This window comes from Litoreibacter sp. JB4-2, assembly GCF_055693445.1.
In genome coordinates this window covers 1,292,133-1,310,176 of sequence record NZ_CM146334.1, presented here as the reverse complement: position 1 = coordinate 1,310,176, position 18,044 = coordinate 1,292,133, and the positions used below count along the sequence as shown (strand labels likewise).

The 18,044-nt window shown below is 56.2% G+C and carries 17 protein-coding genes and 2 pseudogenes; 13 read left to right on the top strand and 6 right to left on the bottom strand.

Annotation, left to right across the window (positions count from 1 at the left end; genetic code table 11):
• Positions 1-307: 307 nt before the first annotated feature.
• Entirely contained in the window at positions 308-1,597 is a 1,290-nt protein-coding gene (locus tag ACZ1G7_RS06565; RefSeq protein ID WP_472663017.1) for an ammonium transporter family protein, read from the top strand.
• A gap of 145 nt (positions 1,598-1,742) precedes the next feature.
• Positions 1,743-2,447: a hypothetical protein gene (locus ACZ1G7_RS06560; RefSeq protein ID WP_472663016.1), complete on the top strand. Its 705-nt coding sequence runs from the start codon at positions 1,743-1,745 to the stop codon at positions 2,445-2,447.
• A 27-nt stretch (positions 2,448-2,474) separates the two neighbouring features.
• On the opposite strand, the gene ACZ1G7_RS06555 is transcribed toward ACZ1G7_RS06560, so the two are convergent.
• The 4 genes and pseudogenes from ACZ1G7_RS06555 to ACZ1G7_RS06540 all read right to left on the bottom strand — a co-directional run.
• Positions 2,475-2,840, bottom strand: coding sequence for an MBL fold metallo-hydrolase (locus tag ACZ1G7_RS06555; RefSeq protein ID WP_472663015.1), 366 nt, complete (start codon positions 2,838-2,840; stop codon positions 2,475-2,477).
• A 78-nt stretch (positions 2,841-2,918) separates the two neighbouring features.
• A pseudogene (locus tag ACZ1G7_RS06550) lies at positions 2,919-4,266 on the bottom strand (aminotransferase class III-fold pyridoxal phosphate-dependent enzyme).
• Positions 4,263-4,826: an IclR family transcriptional regulator gene (locus ACZ1G7_RS06545; RefSeq protein ID WP_472663686.1), complete on the bottom strand. Its 564-nt coding sequence runs from the start codon at positions 4,824-4,826 to the stop codon at positions 4,263-4,265. Before ACZ1G7_RS06545 ends, ACZ1G7_RS06550 begins: the two are co-directional and overlap by 4 nt.
• Before the next feature lie 144 nt (positions 4,827-4,970).
• Positions 4,971-5,045 (bottom strand): annotated as a pseudogene (locus tag ACZ1G7_RS06540) (hypothetical protein); the annotation flags it as partial.
• Between the two features lie 143 nt (positions 5,046-5,188).
• Between ACZ1G7_RS06540 and ACZ1G7_RS06535 the strand changes: the two are divergent.
• The 5 genes from ACZ1G7_RS06535 (at position 5,189) to ACZ1G7_RS06515 (ending at position 11,027) form a co-directional block, all read left to right on the top strand.
• A complete protein-coding gene (locus tag ACZ1G7_RS06535; RefSeq protein WP_472663014.1) occupies positions 5,189-6,133 on the top strand; it encodes a tripartite tricarboxylate transporter substrate-binding protein in 945 nt (314 codons plus the stop codon).
• Between the two features lie 88 nt (positions 6,134-6,221).
• Positions 6,222-6,761, top strand: coding sequence for a tripartite tricarboxylate transporter TctB family protein (locus tag ACZ1G7_RS06530; RefSeq protein ID WP_472663013.1), 540 nt, complete (start codon positions 6,222-6,224; stop codon positions 6,759-6,761).
• A gap of 12 nt (positions 6,762-6,773) precedes the next feature.
• On the top strand, positions 6,774-8,291 hold the full coding sequence (locus tag ACZ1G7_RS06525; protein ID WP_472663685.1) for a tripartite tricarboxylate transporter permease: 1,518 nt from the start codon (positions 6,774-6,776) through the stop codon (positions 8,289-8,291).
• Positions 8,292-8,297: 6 nt separating this feature from the next.
• The gene (locus ACZ1G7_RS06520) at positions 8,298-9,782 is read left to right on the top strand and encodes an aldehyde dehydrogenase (protein WP_472663012.1); all 1,485 of its coding nucleotides are present in this window, start codon (positions 8,298-8,300) and stop codon (positions 9,780-9,782) included.
• 12 nt (positions 9,783-9,794) lie between these two features.
• Entirely contained in the window at positions 9,795-11,027 is a 1,233-nt protein-coding gene (locus tag ACZ1G7_RS06515; RefSeq protein ID WP_472663011.1) for a Tm-1-like ATP-binding domain-containing protein, read from the top strand.
• Here ACZ1G7_RS06515 and ACZ1G7_RS06510 read toward each other — a convergent pair.
• Positions 11,024-11,461 carry a MarR family winged helix-turn-helix transcriptional regulator gene (locus tag ACZ1G7_RS06510; protein ID WP_472663010.1) on the bottom strand — a complete coding sequence of 146 codons (438 nt, stop codon included), beginning with the start codon at positions 11,459-11,461 and terminating at the stop codon, positions 11,024-11,026. The two genes, ACZ1G7_RS06515 and ACZ1G7_RS06510, sit on opposite strands and share 4 nt — an antisense overlap.
• Positions 11,462-11,530: 69 nt before the next feature.
• Between ACZ1G7_RS06510 and hmgA the strand changes: the two genes are divergently transcribed.
• From hmgA to ACZ1G7_RS06480, 6 genes are read left to right on the top strand one after another with little or no spacing between them, the layout of a single operon-like run.
• Positions 11,531-12,892 carry a homogentisate 1,2-dioxygenase gene (gene hmgA, locus ACZ1G7_RS06505; RefSeq protein ID WP_472663009.1) on the top strand — a complete coding sequence of 454 codons (1,362 nt, stop codon included), beginning with the start codon at positions 11,531-11,533 and terminating at the stop codon, positions 12,890-12,892.
• The gene (gene maiA / locus ACZ1G7_RS06500; protein WP_472663008.1) at positions 12,889-13,530 is read left to right on the top strand and encodes a maleylacetoacetate isomerase; all 642 of its coding nucleotides are present in this window, start codon (positions 12,889-12,891) and stop codon (positions 13,528-13,530) included. The genes hmgA and maiA overlap by 4 nt, the downstream gene beginning before the upstream one ends.
• Complete coding sequence (fahA, locus tag ACZ1G7_RS06495; RefSeq protein WP_472663007.1) at positions 13,527-14,774, top strand: fumarylacetoacetase; 1,248 nt, start codon at positions 13,527-13,529, stop codon at positions 14,772-14,774. The genes maiA and fahA overlap by 4 nt, the downstream gene beginning before the upstream one ends.
• An 11-nt stretch (positions 14,775-14,785) precedes the next feature.
• Positions 14,786-15,736, top strand: coding sequence for an MBL fold metallo-hydrolase (locus ACZ1G7_RS06490; RefSeq protein ID WP_472663006.1), 951 nt, complete (start codon positions 14,786-14,788; stop codon positions 15,734-15,736).
• Between the two features lie 6 nt (positions 15,737-15,742).
• Positions 15,743-17,371: an FAD-dependent oxidoreductase gene (locus ACZ1G7_RS06485; RefSeq protein WP_472663005.1), complete on the top strand. Its 1,629-nt coding sequence runs from the start codon at positions 15,743-15,745 to the stop codon at positions 17,369-17,371.
• Positions 17,368-17,565, top strand: coding sequence for a DUF2783 domain-containing protein (locus ACZ1G7_RS06480; protein WP_472663004.1), 198 nt, complete (start codon positions 17,368-17,370; stop codon positions 17,563-17,565). The genes ACZ1G7_RS06485 and ACZ1G7_RS06480 overlap by 4 nt, the downstream gene beginning before the upstream one ends.
• A 106-nt stretch (positions 17,566-17,671) precedes the next feature.
• Here the strand turns inward: ACZ1G7_RS06480 and ACZ1G7_RS06475 are convergent, their stop codons facing one another.
• Positions 17,672-17,920 carry a ParB N-terminal domain-containing protein gene (locus tag ACZ1G7_RS06475; RefSeq protein ID WP_472663003.1) on the bottom strand — a complete coding sequence of 83 codons (249 nt, stop codon included), beginning with the start codon at positions 17,918-17,920 and terminating at the stop codon, positions 17,672-17,674.
• Positions 17,921-18,044 lie beyond the last annotated feature (124 nt).

Sequence of the window (18,044 nt, the reverse complement as noted above, 5' to 3'; positions counted from 1 at the left end):
TCACGATAGGTAAGAAAGCGCCGCCGCGGCATAGTCCGACCACATCAACAGCCCCGCCGGCTTAAAGAGTATCCGACCAACGGGTAAAATCGGCGTTCGAGGCTAGCGATTGCCGGAGAGCCAATGTCGCGCCTCAATCCAAATGCGTGGCAAGTCTGTGCGCCATTAGGTGGCGCTGCAGTTTCAACTCTCAGTTCAAAGAGTGCGCAAATTTTTTGAATTATGCCTAAAAAGATAAATATTGGACATAAATTTGCCTAAAATTTCATCAAATGAAGACTCTCGATCCATAGGTAGAGAGTAGAACATGAGAACGAATGTCATCGGAATCGCAGCGCTAGCCGCCCTTTTCGCAGGGCCCGCTGCTGCACAACAAGCCTCTTCAGGCGTTTCACCCTTCGTTATGAATACGTTGTTTATTGTCTTTTGCGGCGTCCTTGTCATGTGGATGACCGCAGGGTTCGCAATGATCGAAGCGGGCTTCGTCCGCCAGAAAAACGTCGTCAATCAATGTGCCAAAAATATTGGCCTCTTCCCCATCGCCGCATCGGCATTCGTTCTGTGCGGATACGGGATCATGTTCCCCAACGAGAACTGGATCATGCCCGGTATCTTGGGGTTTGACGGCGCAATCGAAATCACAAACGTTGTTGACTACAGCAGCGACTTCGTTGGGCGCGGCCATGCCGGTGCCAGCGATATCTTCTTCCAGTCGATGTTCTGCGTCGCGGTCGCGTCGATTGTGTCGGGCACCATCGCCGAGCGCATGAAGATCGTGTCGTTCTTCATTTTCACCGCCGCTTTGACGGCTGTCATCTATCCGATCCAAGCCTCTTGGACATGGGGTGGTGGTTTCCTGGCAACCGATCTTGGCTTCAAGGACCTGGCCGGTAGTACAGTTGTGCACGTGGTTGGCGGTGTCGCCGCCTTGACCGGCGCGCTGTTTGTCGGTGCCCGCAACGGGCGGTTCGTTGACGGCAAGAAAGTGGCTCTGGGCAACTACTCTTTGCCGCTGGCAACGATTGGCGCCCTGATCTTGTGGATGGGCTGGTATGGCTTCAACGCGGGCTCCTACCTCAGCTTCTCAACCGATGGCGATGCAGCGAACGTGTCGCGTATCTTCCTGAACACCAATATGGCCGCAGCGGGCGGCGTCGTCGCGGCAGCCTTCGTGTCCTACCTGCGCGAGTACCGCTTTGATCTGGCCTTCATGATCAACGGGGCGCTGGGCGGTCTGGTCTCGATCACGGCAGAGCCGCTCTTCCCGACACCATTCGCGGCCTTCGCAATCGGCATGTTCGGCGGCATGGTCATCTACTGGTCCATTCAGCTGCTCGACTATTTCAAAATTGATGATGTCGTTGGCGCCATCCCGGTTCACCTGTTCTGCGGCATCTGGGGTACCATTGCCGTTGCGCTGACCAACCCGGATGCGACCTTCCTGGGGCAGCTGTCCTCGGTGTTGATCATTATTACCTATGTTGCCGTCGCAAGCAGCGTGGTCTGGATCGCGCTCAAAGAGACAATCGGCCTTCGCGTGACGTCTGCCATTGAGGAAGACGGCATCGATATCAGCACGTTTGAGCTGAGCAACTGATCGTCTGATCGGTCGCAGTAAGAGTATGGCCCAAGGCAGACCACGTGGGTTTGCCTTGGCAGAGACGGCAGGCAGTGGTTTGCCAGTAGCGTAAAAAGAAAGAACGTTTTGTGGAATTCAGCGTTCTTGTTTCGGAGTACAGTAAATGAAGATGCTGATGTGTGGAGTTGCAGTATCGCTCGGGCTTGGTGCCAGCGATGTGAGCGCCGAGGTGACGCTAAAGGTTGATGGGGTCGACTACACGCTGTCCGCTTTGATGGAAAACTGTAAGAATATCAAAGGCGATGCAGCGGGAAAGGTCGCGTGTTTCAACGCGGTGTCCGAGCTTCTTGCCGAACAACCCGAAGCACAAGAAACAGGTGGCCCTTCCGTCAGCGAAACCCTGGATGCGCTGAGAAATGTGGCCCAGTATCAGGACGACGCGACGGGCCTGACAATCGCCGGATCGGACTGCAACATCCAAACGATCTACTTTGGCAATTACTACCATATCAGCCGCCGCAACATATCGACCTTCGACATGTTCAGCGCGCAGTTTGATGCGTCAAAACTGAATGCTGATCAGCTCACCAAGGACCAGGGCGGGAAACACCCGCTGTCAAAAGGGACCATGGCCGCTGGCGCAATGGCCCAGATGCGGGGCGGTGAGGGCCTCGATTCAGGACAGCATAACTTCGCCCCCAGGTCCCCGCGCATGACGCTTGGCGTCTATGCCAATGAGGTCGCCGTTCAATTGCCCGCCCGCCAAGATCAGGCCTTTGACTTCGTGCTGGTCCACCCAATGCGGCGCAATGCCAGTGCAGATATCTGGAACGCTTTCGACGCCTTCGTCGCCGCGTGCAAAGCCTGAAGGTCTTGGCCCTCCGATAAAGCCAAACTAGGGACAAGCGTTGTGTTTTACTCTGCCAAGCTGCAGAAACAGCGGCCTTTGGTATTGGGCGCGGCGTAAAGCAGCTGGCAATTTACGTGCAATGTCTGCTTTCATGGAGGTCAGAAATGCTAGCCAATAGTCGGCGGGGCAGGGTGGGCCATAGACATCGACCGGTGTTTTCAGCCCTGCGGTCCAAGACATGAGCAACAGCAGCCCGAGTTCAAGGGAGTTGTCGGAATGCAGGTGCGTGATGAAGAGCAGGGACAGATCTTTAAGCTGCATGCCTTGATCGACCAAACCTTTGGTGACACCAAACCCGCAATCCACAGCGACTTTATTGCCGTTCAGGACATACGAGTTTGACGTTGGCATAGACGACCCGGGACGGATCGTGGGGCCGCCTTTCGTGCCCAAAATGGGCGACGTAGTTCTCTGATATGAGGTTTCCCTTCAGACCGACGCGAAACCCGCATCGAGCGCGGTCAAGATCGTGTTGGCATCGGCTTCGGTCAGAACCAGCGGCGGTGACAAAATCAGGTTCGGGCCGGACACACGCACCATTGCACCGGACGCATAGGCACCTTCGTAGACTTTGGCCGCCGTCGCCGCGTCGATCGGTTTTTTGGAGGCGCGGTCGCTGACCATTTCAATGGCGGTCATCAACCCGTGCCCTCCACGCACATCTCCGATGATGTCGTGTTTTGCCATCAACGATTTGCACCCTTCGTAAAGTTGCGTGCCGCGTGCAGCGGCGTTCTCGACCACGTTCAGGCGTTTGGTTTCTTCCAGACAAGCAAGGGCCGCTGCCGCGCCGACAGGGTGGCCGGAATAGGTATACCCATGACCGATTTTGGCGTTTGGATCAGCCTCGAAAGCTTCGATCATGCGATCACCCAACATCACGGCCCCGAATGGGAAATAGCCGTTGGTAATCGCTTTTGCGGTTGCCATCATGTCGGGTTTGATGCCCCACAGCCGTGCGCCAGACCAGGCACCTGTGCGGCCATAAGCCGTAATAACCTCATCCGTGATCAACAGAATGCCGTTTCGGTTGCAGATGTCCTGCACCATCGGCGCAAAGGATTTATGCGGAGGAATCACGCCTCCCGCGCCCAAAATTGGTTCCATAATCATGGCCGCGATTGTGCCAGCCCCTTGGAATGCGACTTCATCTTCAAGCGCTTGGGCGCAGAGCTGCGCGAGACGTTCGGGATCTGTTTCGTCGAATGGATTGCGATAGGTGTAGGGTGCGGGAATGTGATAGCAGCCCGGCAAGAGAGGTTCATAAGCCGTGCGGAAATTGGCGTTACCATTAACCGACGCGCCACCAATATGGGTCCCGTGGTAGCCCTTCTTCAGGCTTAGGAACTTGGTACGTCCCGCCTCGCCACGCAGCTTGTGGTATTGGCGCGCCAAACGCAGCGCGGTTTCAACGGAATCGGACCCGCCTGACGTGAAAAACGCGCGGCTGAGACCATCGGGCTCGAAAAATTGCCCAAGCTCATAAGACAACTCAATGGCGGCGTCATTGGATGTGCCGCGGAATGTTGAATAATAGGGCAACGCATCCAATTGTTTAGCGATCGCGTCTTTGACCGGCTGGCACGAATATCCCAAATTGACGTTCCAAAGCCCGCCAACGCCATCCACCACAGAATGCCCATCGATGTCCGACACGCTAACGCCGGATGCGCCTGTGATGATCTTGGGCGGATTGTCATGGCTGTCTTTGGGGGACGTCATGGGGTGCCACATATGGCGCCCGTTATTCTCTTTCAGGAAGTTCAGAATCTTTCATGATGTCGGGTCCAATGTATTGAGATTTTTCAGCGTGGCGGCCCAAACGGCTTCAATTTTGTCGGGCACGGTGCCGCCCCATCTGCGGGTTAGATCGCGGCTGGCGGTTATCAGGTGTTCTTGGCATTTGCGCTCGAGTTCGGGCGAAAATCGGGTCGCGACACAGGCTACGGAGACTGCCCCGGCCAAACTTCCGGTTTCGTCAAAGACAGGTGCCGCGAGGCTGGACACCTCTTCTTCAAAGCTTCGGGTCGTTCGGCCAAACCCGGTTTCCCGAACCGATTGCACTGTCTCTTCTAGGGACGCCTTCGAATTGACGGTGTGGCTTGTAAAGGTTTCGAGGTTTTGCGTCGCAACCTCCATAAGATCGGCCGGACCGAAGGCTAATATGGACAGGCCGGAGGCCGTCGCGTGAAGCGGAAATTTGTTGAGGTCAATCACAACACGTGTGCTGTGCTGGGTCGATTCACACGACGCCAATGCAAAAACAGTTGTCCCTGACAAAACCGACGCGTGGGTCGTTTCACCTGTTTCTTCCGCCAATGTCTTCAAAACCGGCACAGCGCTTTCTTTGCGAGGCACTGTCTGTTCGCGTATCTGCGCCAACTGCAAAAGAGCGGGCCCTAGGCGGTACTGCCGTGTGAGCGGGTTTTGTTCGACAAACCCCGCTTCCTCAAGGGCCTGAAGATGCCTGTGAGTCGTTGCCTTGTCACGTTTCGCCAGTCGGTAAAGCGCAGACAGTCCGATTTCCGGTCTGGCTGCTGAAAAAAACGACAGCAAATGAAGGGTTTTTACCGCTGAGGACAATTTGGGACCGCCGATATGTCTGATTTCAGAAAAAGTTTGACAGACACAATTTCCTAAGGCAACCTTTTTTTAAACCAATGGTTCAAATAATAAACCGATCAACTGGGAGAACGTAGATGATCAAATTGACGAAAGCGGCAACGGCTGTGGCTTTGGGTCTTGCCGCGATGGCGGGAAGTGCGCAGGCGGAATATCCTGAAAAACCGGTGGAGTTTGTTGTGCCTTGGCCGCCGGGCGATCTTGAGGACGTGCTGACACGCATGATTGCGGAAGATTTCAGCGCGGCATATGGCGTTCCTGCCGCAGTCGTGAACAAGCCGGGCGGCGGCGGTGGGCCATTCCCGGGGGCGATCGAAGTCGCGAATGCCCCTGCTGATGGCTATACCGTTGGCTCCTTTATTATCGCCATTCCAGTCGTGGGGCCGCAGATCGGTATCCCTGAGCTGAACCCGAACCCGTTTGTGCCGCTTGGCAACTTCCTGACTTACCCATTTGTCATCGCGGCAGGCGCGAATGCGCCATATGATGATATGGCGGGTCTTGCAGCACATGCGCAGGACAACGACGTTGTTTTGGGCCACTTCGGCGCGCCGCTTGTTCCAACGCAGGTCACGCTTGGGTTGGCGTCCGAGATGGGCTTCTCTTACGCAGCGGATGCAGCGTTTGACGCACTGGATTGCAATACCTTGGCATCTGGTGATGTCGATGTAATCAATACAACATTGCAGCTTATCCTGCCTTGCCTAGACGATGTGAAGGTTTTGGCGTCCATCGGTTCTGAACGTATTTCGCTGACCCCTGACGCACCGACTGTTGCTGAACTTGCGCCGAACCTGAACGTCGCGCTTTGGAACGGTTTGTTCGTTCACAAAGACACACCACAGGACGTGCGCGAAAAGATCATCGCGGTCGCAAAGGAAACTGTCATGTCTGAGCGTGCTCAAACATTGGCCGCTGAAACGGGTGCGCTTGTCTACTGGCAGGACGCAGATGCCGTGACTGCCCAGATCGAGAAAGACACTGAAACGCTCGGAGCGATCGAGTCGATTTTGGCTGAGTAAGCGCCGGCTTGCAAAATCGAGCCGGGCGACGCTGTTGCCCGGCTGTTTTAGGCAGAACGGTTTTAGCTGGCCAGCGCGGAGCATTCCTTTGACAAATACCAAGACATTGAAGTCGCTTTTCAAACGATATCGCCGTCCCGGAGATATCGTATTCGCTTGGTTTTGCGTTGTCGGTTCTGTCTTCTTGCTGAGCCAGATTTTTGACCAGACAGCCTATAAGAACGGGGCAAAGTTATTTGCGCAGCCCCGGTTCTGGCCCGCTGTTTCTTTGACCCTTATGACGGCATTCGCAGCGTTTCACCTTCTGGGGTCGGCTTTGTCGGAACGAATAGAAGGGCGCTGGCGCGAAGTCTGGCTTTGGGTTTCCTCGTTGGAATATGCGGGTTGGTTCATGGTCTATGCTTTTGCGGTGCCCTACACCGGCTACCTTTTGACAACGATTGTCTTCGCTGTCTTGCTTGTCCTGCGCGTCGGATACCGCAGCGCCAAAGTGATGCTCGCGGCAGCGGGAAGCGCGCTGATGACTGTCTTATTGTTCAAAACCCTCCTGAAAGTGAATTTGCCTTCTGGCTTGATCTACGAACAGCTTCCCGACGGTTTGCGTCAATTCATGCTGACATATTTCTAACAGGATCTGATGATGGAAAATATTCTCGCAGGCCTGGAAATGTTGGCGCGATGGGATGTCCTGATCGCCTTGTTGGTTGGGTCGATTGGCGGCGTGATCATCGGCGCAATTCCCGGCGTCGGACCAGCTGTCGCGATTGCGATCATGCTTCCGGCGACGTTTGGGCTGGACCCGATTGTCGGTCTGACAATGCTCTTGGGGATCTATGGGTCGTCCATGTATGGCGGTGCGATCCCGGCTGTTTTGATCAACACCCCTGGTACCGCCGTGAACGCGCTGACCTCCTATGATGGCTACCCGATGACGGAAAACGGCGAGGCCCACCGCGCGGTATCGCTGGCCTATAGCGCCTCGTTCTGGGGTGGTTTTTTTGGCATAGGTTGCCTGATCTTGTTGTCACCGGTTCTGGCCATTGTCGCCCCGATGTTTGGCAGCCGGGAGATTTTCCTGGCCGCCCTTTTGGGCATCATATTGGTGGTGCTGGCGCATCGCGGCCAGATCATGGCGGCAGGTATGCTGGGGATGTTTGGGATATTCCTGCAAACCATCGGCCTTGATGCTGTGACCTACACACAGCGCTACACCTTTGATCAATCTTTCCTGTCATCCGGCATCAACTTGATCGTTGTCGTGTTGGGTTTGTTCGCGCTCAGTCAGGCCTTCTTTTTGCTGACGGCACCCGATAGCAGCCCCGATGCCAAACCCGTTTCCGGTAAACTGGGTGCGGGATTTAAGGAACTTCTGAAGCACAAGCGGATCGCAACCGTTGCCTCTGGGTTTGGTGTCATCCTTGGCATGATCCCCGGCACTGGCGAATTCACAGCCCAATTCATGAGCTACACTTATGCGCAGAAAACATCGAAGGACCCCGAGAAATTCGGCAAAGGGTCGCCCGAAGGTTTGATCGCCTCAGAGGCTGCGAACAACGCCGTACCTGCGGCGGCTATGATCCCGCTCTTGGCGTTGGGCATTCCGGGTGAAGCGCTGACCGCGATGATGTTGTCAGTGTTCTACGTTCACAACGTCATCCCCGGCCCACAGTTGTTCCAAAACAATATTGACCTTGTATATGGTCTGTATTTCGCGCTGATCGCACTGAACGTGATCGTGTTGGTCTTCTTGCTTTTCTCGACGAACCTGTTGACCAAGATCATTCGCATCCCAACCCGTTTCTTGGGTGTCATGATCCTGATGCTCTCCTTCGTGGGCGTCTACTCGCTGCGCAATTCGCTGACGGATGTCATCATCTCTGCAGTATTTGGTGTGCTTGGCTTGGTGCTGAAGCGGCTGAACCTGCCGATCGTTCCGATCATCCTCGGGATGGTGCTTGGCGGGATCATGGAGACCAAGCTGCGATCCGCCTTGCCGCGACTTAAGTCGCCGCTGGATATGATCGACCGTCCGATTTCATTCATCATCTTCGCTCTGATCCTGCTGGTGATCGCCCTCCATATTCGCACCTTGGTGAAGGAATTTAAGGCCCGTCAGCCGGACGAGGATCACGAGCTTCATGACACGCAATCACGGTAAAACATAATGGATCAAACCCAAATCGATGCGCTGCGCGGTATCGCGATTTCACCACGCGGCCACATCATCGACGGTAAGTCTGTCGCCGCATCGGACGGCGCGACGATGGAAATCGTGTCGCCAATTGATGGCGCTGTTCTGACGCAGGTTGCCCGCGGAACTGTGGCCGATATGGAAGCCGCGATTGCGTCGGCACGGGCATCGTTTGATGATGGGCGTTGGTCGGCAATGCCGCCCGCGGCGCGCAAAAAGGTGCTGCTGAAATGGGCTGAATTGATCGAAGCCAACGCGCTTGAATTGGCTGTGTTGGGTGTGCGCGACAACGGCACCGAGATCAACATGGCGATCAAGGCTGAACCAGGGTCAGCCGCAGGAACGATCCGGTATTACGCCGAGGCGCTTGATAAAATTTACGGCGAGATTGCACCAACCTCCGCTGATGTTCTGGGGCTGGTCCACAAAGAACCTGTTGGCGTTGTCGGCGCGATCATACCTTGGAATTTCCCTATGATGATCGGGGCTTGGAAACTCGGCCCCGCATTGGCCCTGGGCAATTCAGTTGTCTTGAAGCCAGCGGAAACAGCATCGCTTTCGTTGATGCGCATGGTGGATTTGGCGCATGAGGCTGGCCTGCCCCCCGGTGTCTTGAACGCTGTAACAGGGGAGGGTGCGGTCGTGGGCGAAGCTATGGGGCTGTCGATGGATGTCGACGTCCTCGTTTTCACCGGATCAGGCGGCACAGGTCGGCGGCTGATGGAATATGCCGCGCGGTCCAACATGAAGCGGGTCTATCTCGAACTGGGTGGCAAATCGCCCAACATCATTTTCGCAGACGCCCCCAATCTGGATGAGGCCGCGAAGGTCGCAGCGGGCGGCATTTTCCGCAATGCCGGGCAGGTCTGCGTCGCGGGCTCGCGTTTGCTGGTCGAGGCCGCGATCCATGATGAATTCGTCACGGCAGTTGTGAAGGCCGCGGAGGCTATGCCCGTGGGCAACCCGTTGGACATGACCACCGCCATTGGGGCTGTGAATTCCGAAGTGCAGCTGACGGCGAACCTTGGGTTCGTCGACACGGCGCGTTCTGAAGGCGGGGAGGTCATCACAGGTGGCGAACGGATTTTGCAAGAGACCGGCGGCTATTACATGGCTCCGACTGTCGTTACCGGCGTCACGCCAGACGCGACGCTGACGCAGAAAGAGGTCTTCGGGCCCGTCTTGGGCGTCACCTCCTTTACCGACGAGGCCGAGGCGACGCGCCTTGCCAACGCTACGGTCTATGGGTTGGCGGGGGGCGTCTGGACAAGCAACCTCAGCCGCGCGCATCGCATGGTGAAAGCCGTTCGCACGGGGGTCATGCACGTGAATACTTATGGCGGCGCGGACGGGACCGTTCCCTTGGGCGGTGTCGGCCAATCGGGCAATGGTCATGACAAATCGCTGCATGCGATTGAAAAATACATCAATCTCAAGACCGCTTGGATCAAGCTTTAAGGAGTAGACGTAATGTCGGGCAAAACGATACTCGTCATCGGAACCTATGACACAAAAGACGATGAGCTGGACTATCTGGCCGGCGTGATCCGACAGCAGGGCGGGCAGGTTGTCACCATGGATGTGTCGGTCCTGGGCGATCCGACAAAGCCGACAGATTATTCCAAACATGATGTCGCCGAGGAAGGCGGCAGCAGCATTGCCGCCGCTATCGCGACAAAGAATGAAAACAAAGCCATGCAAATCATGGCCGAAGGCGCGGCCCTTTTGACCGCGCGGCTTTATGCCGAGGGCCGGTTCGATGGCATGATGGTATTGGGTGGGTCTATGGGCACCGATCTGGCGCTGGATGTTACCGCCGCCTTGCCGCTGGGCGTGCCGAAATACATCGTCTCCACGGTCTCCTTCTCGCCGCTCATTCCGCCCGAACGGCTTGCAGCAGATACGCAGATGATCCTGTGGGCGGGCGGCCTTTATGGGCTCAACAGCGTGTGCAAAGCATCTTTGAGTCAAGCCGCAGGTGCCGTCTTGGGGGCTGCCAATGCAGTTGAAAAACCGGATGCCTCCAAGCCGATGATTGGGATGACGTCACTGGGCAAAACGGCACTGCGCTACATGGTGTTTTTGAAACCAGCACTGGAAGAACGCGGCTATGAGGTCGCAGTGTTTCACGCCACGGGCATGGGCGGTCGCGCCTTTGAAAGCCTTGCCGCGCAAGGCGCGTTTGCCTGTGTGTTCGATTTCTGCACCCAAGAGCTCGGCAATCACATTCATGGGTCGAATATATCCGCAGGCGCGGACCGTCTGACCAACGCGGGCATGACCGGAACGCCGCAGATTGTGTCTGGCGGTTGCTATGATTTGGTCGATATCGTGGGCTGGCAGGGAGTGCCGGATAAATGGAGCGATCATCTGACCCATGCCCATAACCGACTGATCACCTCTGTTGTTTTGAACACCGATGAACGGCGTGCCGTTGCGCGGGCCCATTCCGACCAACTGTCGACCGCCAAAGGGCCTGTTGCGTTTCTTTTGCCAGAACATGGGTGCGGCGAATGGGATCGCGACGGCGCCGATCTGCACGACAAGGACGGGCTTGATGCATTCTTGTCAGAATTGCGGGCGACATTGCCGGAAAATGTCGAACAGCATAACGTAGATGCTCATATCAACGACGAAGGCTTCGCCGAAAAGGCCCTTGAAATCTTCGATGTGTGGCGCGCAAAGGGGGTTGTGACAGGTTAGGATATTTTCGCCATTTGCTTTAAGCATCGCCGCAATATGGCTTGTTCGTCTGCAGTGAATGACGCCATGAGAGTTTCGTTGTAACGCGTTGCTTCGTTCTGAAGATGATCGAAGGCGGACTGCCCAATTTTGGTCAAAGAAAGCAACGCGTTCCTACGATCTATGGGCACCTCTGTGCGTTTCAAAAATCGTTTGCGCTCAAGGGCAGACACCGCGCGGCTGACCTTGGTTTTATGCAAATCAGCCATGGTACAAATCTGTTTCGCGGTCAGATCGCCGTATCGCCCAAGATGAAAAAGCACCCGCCATTCGGTGCGCAACATGTTGTAGCTGTCTTTGTAGGTTTTTTGGAAGTCCAAACTCGTGGTTTCTGCCGCCCGGTTCAAAAGATACGGCATAAAATCTTGAATCGATAAGGGGTCATTTTTTGTCATTTTGCAAAATTATCCATTGATAGTTACAAATGCAACAAATACCGAAGTGTGAGATTTAGGAGGGGTTCCATGAACAAGCTCAGCGCGCCGCACGGATTACAGCAAGCAAGTACAACTGTCGGCACTCATGCAGGTTACATGCCCGGCTTTGGCAATGATTTTGAGACGGAAGCCCTTCCCGGTGCCTTGCCGCAGGGGATGAACAGCCCGCAAAAATGCAACTACGGTCTGTATGGCGAGCAGCTTTCCGGAACGGCTTTTACCGCGCCAAGCCATCAGAACGAACGGACGTGGTGTTACCGTATTCGCCCCTCCGTCAAACATTCCCACCGCTATGAACGGATCGATTTGCCCTATTGGAAATCGGCCCCCAACGTGGTCGAGGATGTGACCTCCTTAGGGCAGTATCGCTGGGATCCCGTCCCGCATTCCGACCGGCCCCTGACATGGCTCACCGGCATGCGCACGATGACCACCGCCGGTGACGTGAACACGCAGGTGGGCATGGCGTCTCACATCTACCTTGTGACCGAAAGCATGGTGGACGCCTATTTCTATTCCGCGGATTCCGAACTGCTTGTGGTGCCTCAAGAAGGTCATCTGCGGTTCTGTACCGAATTGGGTGTTTTCGACGTCGCGCCGCAGGAAATTGCGATTATTCCACGCGGTTTGGTTTACAGCGTTGAGGTTCTTGAAGGCCCGTGTCGCGGCTTTGTCTGTGAAAACTACGGCCAGAAATTCGAACTGCCCGGTCGCGGGCCAATCGGGGCCAATTGCATGGCCAACCCGCGTGATTTCAAAACACCGGTTGCGGCGTTTGAAGATCGCGAAACACCGTCCACAGTGACCATAAAATGGTGCGGCCAGTTCCATGAAACCAAGATCGGCCATTCGCCCTTGGATGTGGTTGCATGGCATGGAAATTACGCGCCCTGCAAATACGATCTGAAAACCTACTGCCCTGTCGGCGCGATCTTGTTCGACCACCCTGATCCGTCGATCTTTACAGTCCTCACAGCGCCGTCTGGCCAGGAAGGCACCGCGAATATCGACTTTGTTCTGTTCCGCGAACGTTGGATGGTGGCCGAGGATACGTTCCGGCCCCCGTGGTATCACAAGAACATCATGTCCGAGCTGATGGGCAACATTTATGGCCAGTACGATGCCAAACCCAAAGGGTTTGTTCCGGGCGGCGTGAGCCTGCACAACATGATGTTGCCCCACGGGCCCGACAAAAACGCCTTCGAAGGCGCATCGAATGCAGACCTGAAAGCGGAAAAACTGGACAACACCATGTCCTTCATGTTCGAAACCCGCTTCCCTCAACATCTGACGACCTTTGCCGGTAAAGAAGCACCGCTGCAGGACGACTACATTGATTGCTGGGAAAGCCTCGAGAAAAAGTTCGACGGCACGCCGGGGCTGAAATGAAGCTCTACAGCTACTGGCAATCCACAACATCCTACCGCGTCCGCGCGGCGTTGAACCTCAAGGGGCTGTCCTATGAGACGGTGCCTGTGGATCTGGTCGCTGGCGCACAAAAGGACCCCGAATATACAGCACTTAACCCAAGCGCAGGGGTGCCAACGCTGGTGCTGAATGACGGCGCGATCTTAACGCAATCGATGGCGATCCTTGATTATATTGACGCAATCTGGCCCGAGCCGCGTCTGATCCCAACCGACCCGATGGAACGCGCACGGGTTTTGGCGGTGGCCCACGGCATCGCTTTGGACATTCACCCGGTCAACAACCTGCGCGTCGTCCAAACGCTGGGCTCTGATTTCGGGGCAACGCCTGCGCAGAAAAAGACATGGATGCAAGGTTGGATGACCAAGGGGTTTACTGCCGTAGAGGCGCAACTGCCCGCCGATACGCCCTTTGCATTTGGTGACACGCCGAACCTCGCCGACCTGTGCATCGTATCGCAAATGTACAATGCTGAACGTTGGGATGTCGCGCTCGATGCCTTTCCAAACCTGACCCGAATAACCGCCAATTGCTTGGCCGTTCCTGCCATTATGGCTGCCCACCCCTACAACCAACCTGATGCGAAAGAAATCAAATGACATTGCTCCGTTCATGGGTCGAAAGCGCGAATAGCGCCGACACGCCGTTTCCGCTCAATAACCTGCCTTACGGGGTGTTCTCGACCGATCCCGAAACCATGCCGCGTTGCGGTGTGGCCATTGGCGACATGATTTTTGATTTGTGCAAAGCCGAAGGCGACGGTCTGATCGACTTGGGCGCGCCTGTTTTTGATGTGCCTTACTGGAACGAGGTGATGGATCTCGGCCCCGAGGCTTGGTCTGCTTTGCGTGCGCGATTGACTGAGCTTCTTGCCGAAGGCTCAGATGCCCTGCCTGACTACCTCGTCGCGCAGACCGATGTCATAATGCAGATGCCCTTCAAGGTTGCTGAGTTCACAGATTTCTACGCAGGCAAACACCATGCCATGAACGTGGGCACCATGTTCCGTGGCCCAGAGAATGCACTGCCGCCGAACTGGCTGCACATCCCGATTGGGTACAATGGCCGTGCATCAACTGTCGTTGTGTCCGGCACAGATATCGTCCGCCCGAACGGCCAAACCAAAGCACCAGACGCGGAGGTGCCCTCATTTGGCCCCTGCAAACGACTGGATATTGAGCTTGAGATGGGTGCCATCATCGGCGGCGCGAATGCCATGGGTGATCCGGTCACGGTGCAACAAGCCGACGATATGATCTTTGGCTATGTCCTTCTCAACGACTGGTCCGCGCGCGACATCCAAGCGTGGGAATACCAACCGCTTGGGCCCTTCCAAGCCAAGGCCTTCGCGACTTCCATCAGCCCGTGGATCGTCACCAAAGCAGCGCTTGAGCCTTTCCGCACCAGTACGCCCGCGCGCGAAAAAGAACTGCTGCCGCATTTGGTTGAGCCCGGCCCGATGCTCTATGATATCGACTTGGATGTGACGATGGCCCCAAAGGGTAAGACAGCCACAACCATCGCGCGCACCAACTACAACCAGATGTACTATTCCGCCGCCCAGCAATTGGCGCATCACGCAACATCGGGCTGCGCGATGAACGTTGGTGATTTGATTGGCTCCGGCACGATCTCCGGCCCTGAGAAATCCGAACGCGGCTCTCTCCTGGAACTCACATGGGGCGGCAAAGAACCGATGACGCTCGACACCGGCGAAACCCGCACATTCATCGAAGACGGTGACACGTTGACACTGACGGGTGCCGCAAAAGGTGAAGGTTATCAAATTGGATTTGGTGCCTGCACCGGCACAATCCTCCCTGCAAAATCATTCCCTGAATAAGGACCAGAACAATGGCAAAAGCATTCGCATCCCAAGGGGACATGACTGAAAAGAAAATCACCTTCGATGAAATCGGTGAGGGGCTCTACGCCTTCACGGCCGAAGGGGACCCGAATTCTGGCGTGATCATCGGTGATGACAGCGTCATGATCATCGAGGCTCAGGCAACACCGCGACTTGCCGGCAAGGTCATCGAAAAAGTGCGCGAAGTCACCGACAAACCCATCAGCCACGTTGTGCTCACCCACTACCACGCCGTGCGCGTTTTGGGCGCGTCTGCCTTTGGCGCATCACAGATCATCATGTCTGATGCGGCGCGCTCGATGGTGATGGAACGCGGCCAAGAAGATTGGGACAGTGAATTCCAGCGCTTCCCACGTCTCTTTGAAGGCCATGAAAGCATTCCGGGCCTGACTTACCCGACCACGACATTCAGCGACAGCATGACGGTGTTCCTTGGCAACCGCCGCGTTGATATCAAACAGATTGGTCGCGCCCATACTGCGGGTGATGCCGTTATCCACGTGCCTGATCAAAATGTCATGTTCACAGGCGACATCGTTGAAGATCACTCAGCCTGCTATTGCGGCGATGGCCACTTTGCCGATTGGGGCAACACGCTTGACGCGATCAAAGCCTATGATGTGGATGCTATCGCACCGGGCCGTGGAGGTGCATTGATTGGCAAAGATGCTGTGGAACGCGCCATCGAAAGCACCCGCGATTTCGTGAACTCGACCTATGCACCAGCGGCGCGTGTTGCCGTCAAAGGCGGTAGCCTGAAAGACGCATGGGACGCCGTGCGCGCCGAATGTGACCCAAAATTTGCAGACTACGCGATTTACGAACATTGCCTGCCCTTCAACGTAGCCCGCGCCTATGACGAAGCGCGCGGCATCCATCACCCACGTATCTGGACCGACAAGCGCGACATCGAAATGTGGGAGGCCCTTCAGGGGTAAGTCACTATGGTTGCTGTCAGATACCAAACGGCGTTCAAGCTGTACCCCTATGAAAAGGTCGCGGACCAGGACGCGCCAAATCCAAAACGTCACCCCGTGGTGATTGTGGGGGGCGGCCCGATCGGGATGGGCCTCGCGCTTGATCTCGGGAAAAAGGGCGTGCCGTGTTTGGTTCTTGATGACCATGACGGTGTTGGTACGGGCAGCCGCGCGATTTGTTTTGCCAAACGGACGCTGGAAATTTGCGACCGTTTGGGCTGCGCGGATCCGATGGTCGACAAGGGTGTCGTGTGGAATGTCGGGCGCGTGTACCGCGATGAGCGGGAGGTGTATAACTTCAACCTCCTCCCCGAAAAGGGCCACAAACACCCGGCCTTCATCAACCTGCAACAACCCTATTTCGAACAGTTCCTCGTCGAAGAAATCCGACAGCAGCAGGCCACAGGAGCGCCCATAGAAATTCGCGGGCAAAATTGTGTGACGGCGGTGGACCAAAAGGCGGACCATGTTGTGTTGGACATTGATACGCCGGATGGCCCTTACCAACTTGAGGCCGATTATCTGGTCGCCTGTGACGGGGCCAGTTCCCCCACACGCGCCATGATGGGCCTCGATTTCGATGGCCGCGTGTTTGAGGACAACTTCCTCATCGCGGACATCAAGATGGAGGCGGATTTCCCGGTTGAGCGCCGGTTCTGGTTTGACCCGCCTTTCAATCGCGGCGAAACGGCGTTGCTGCACAAACAGCCCGATGATGTTTGGCGTCTTGATTTCCAATTGGGGTGGGACATTGACCGCGCTGCCGAATTGAAACCGGAGCGTATCAGCGAACGGGTTTCGGCGATGATTGGCGCGGATATTGACTTTGAACTGGTCTGGACGTCGATCTACACATTCCGCTGCTGCACGATGGAAAAATACCGCCATGGGCGGGTGTTCTTTGCAGGTGACGCGGCCCATCAGGTCAGCCCTTTCGGCGCCCGCGGTGCCAATGGCGGAATGCAGGACATTGACAACCTCGGGTGGAAACTGGCTGCCGTGATCAACGACGGAGCGGACGATGCGCTGCTCGATAGCTACCACGACGAGCGCAAATATGGCGCGATGGAGAACATCAAAAACTCCAGCCGCACAGCCGATTTCCTGACACCGCGCAACCCCGCCCATACGCTGTTCCGCGATGCGGTTCTTGATCTGGTGGAACACCATGATTTTGCACGACCTTTGGTCAATTCCGGTCGGCTGTCGGTGCCCTGCACCTATGATGCATCCTTGCTGAACAGCGAAGACGCTTTGCCAAATGGACCTGCCGGAAGCCGCCCGGGCAGCGCATGCCCTGATGCGCCTTTGGCAAATGGGCATTTGCTAGGAAAACTCGGCGGCCGGTTTGCGATACTGTTCATCGGCGCCGATGGTCCCAGTGATCTGACAGCACCGAACGCCCAAATGGATGTCGTGACCATAACGGGTGCTGACGACCCAATAGGGGCAGTCGCTGAGCGGTATTTAGGCGGTAATACCTCAGCCGTTTACCTCATTCGACCCGACCAACATGTCGCGGCGCGGTGGGCGGAATTTAATGCGGATGCGGTCACAGATGCAGTTCAGCGCGCAGTTGGAGGGACAAAAGCATGATCCAGTTAAACACCGCCCCGAACCTAGAAAACGCTGATGATTTCTACGCAGCCCTTCTTGCTGCCCATGACGGGCAAAGTGAGGCTGACATGCACGCACTTAATGCGAGGTTGATCTTGATCTTAGCCAACCACATCGGGGATCAGACCGTGCTGGAGGCAGCGATTGATGCTGCGAAAGGGTCGTCGTCCTAGTTGGTGCCATCAGCAGCTCTTTGCGCCTCTTGGCCATTCATGCGTGATGCAGCATCCGGTGAAATGCAGCCAATTGCCGCCATAGGCCAAAGCCGCTTCACGCACCTCAATGCAGCCGCGCCGCCACGATATACCCCTCGATCATCTCCTCGCCCAAAGCGCGCATGGCTTCCAGCCGGTGGTAGCCTTCGATCAGCACAAACCCTTTGCCGTCCTCACGCACGCGGATCGGGGTGGTCTGGCCATTCTCCAAAATATCTTCCGCAAGCGCCTCGACCTTTTCCGCCTCCAGTGTTTTCTTACGTTTCACGGGGACACGAATGTCGGCGATGCGGAGGGGGAGTTTGGCTGGCATGCCACCACCCTGCACCGCGCGCGGCGATAAGGCCAGAGCTCTGTGCCCGGACCTCGGGGTGGGTGCAAAGCGCCCTCCCGTCAAACCGCAGGTTTGCCTTTGGCAAAGCGGGGGGCGGGCGCTG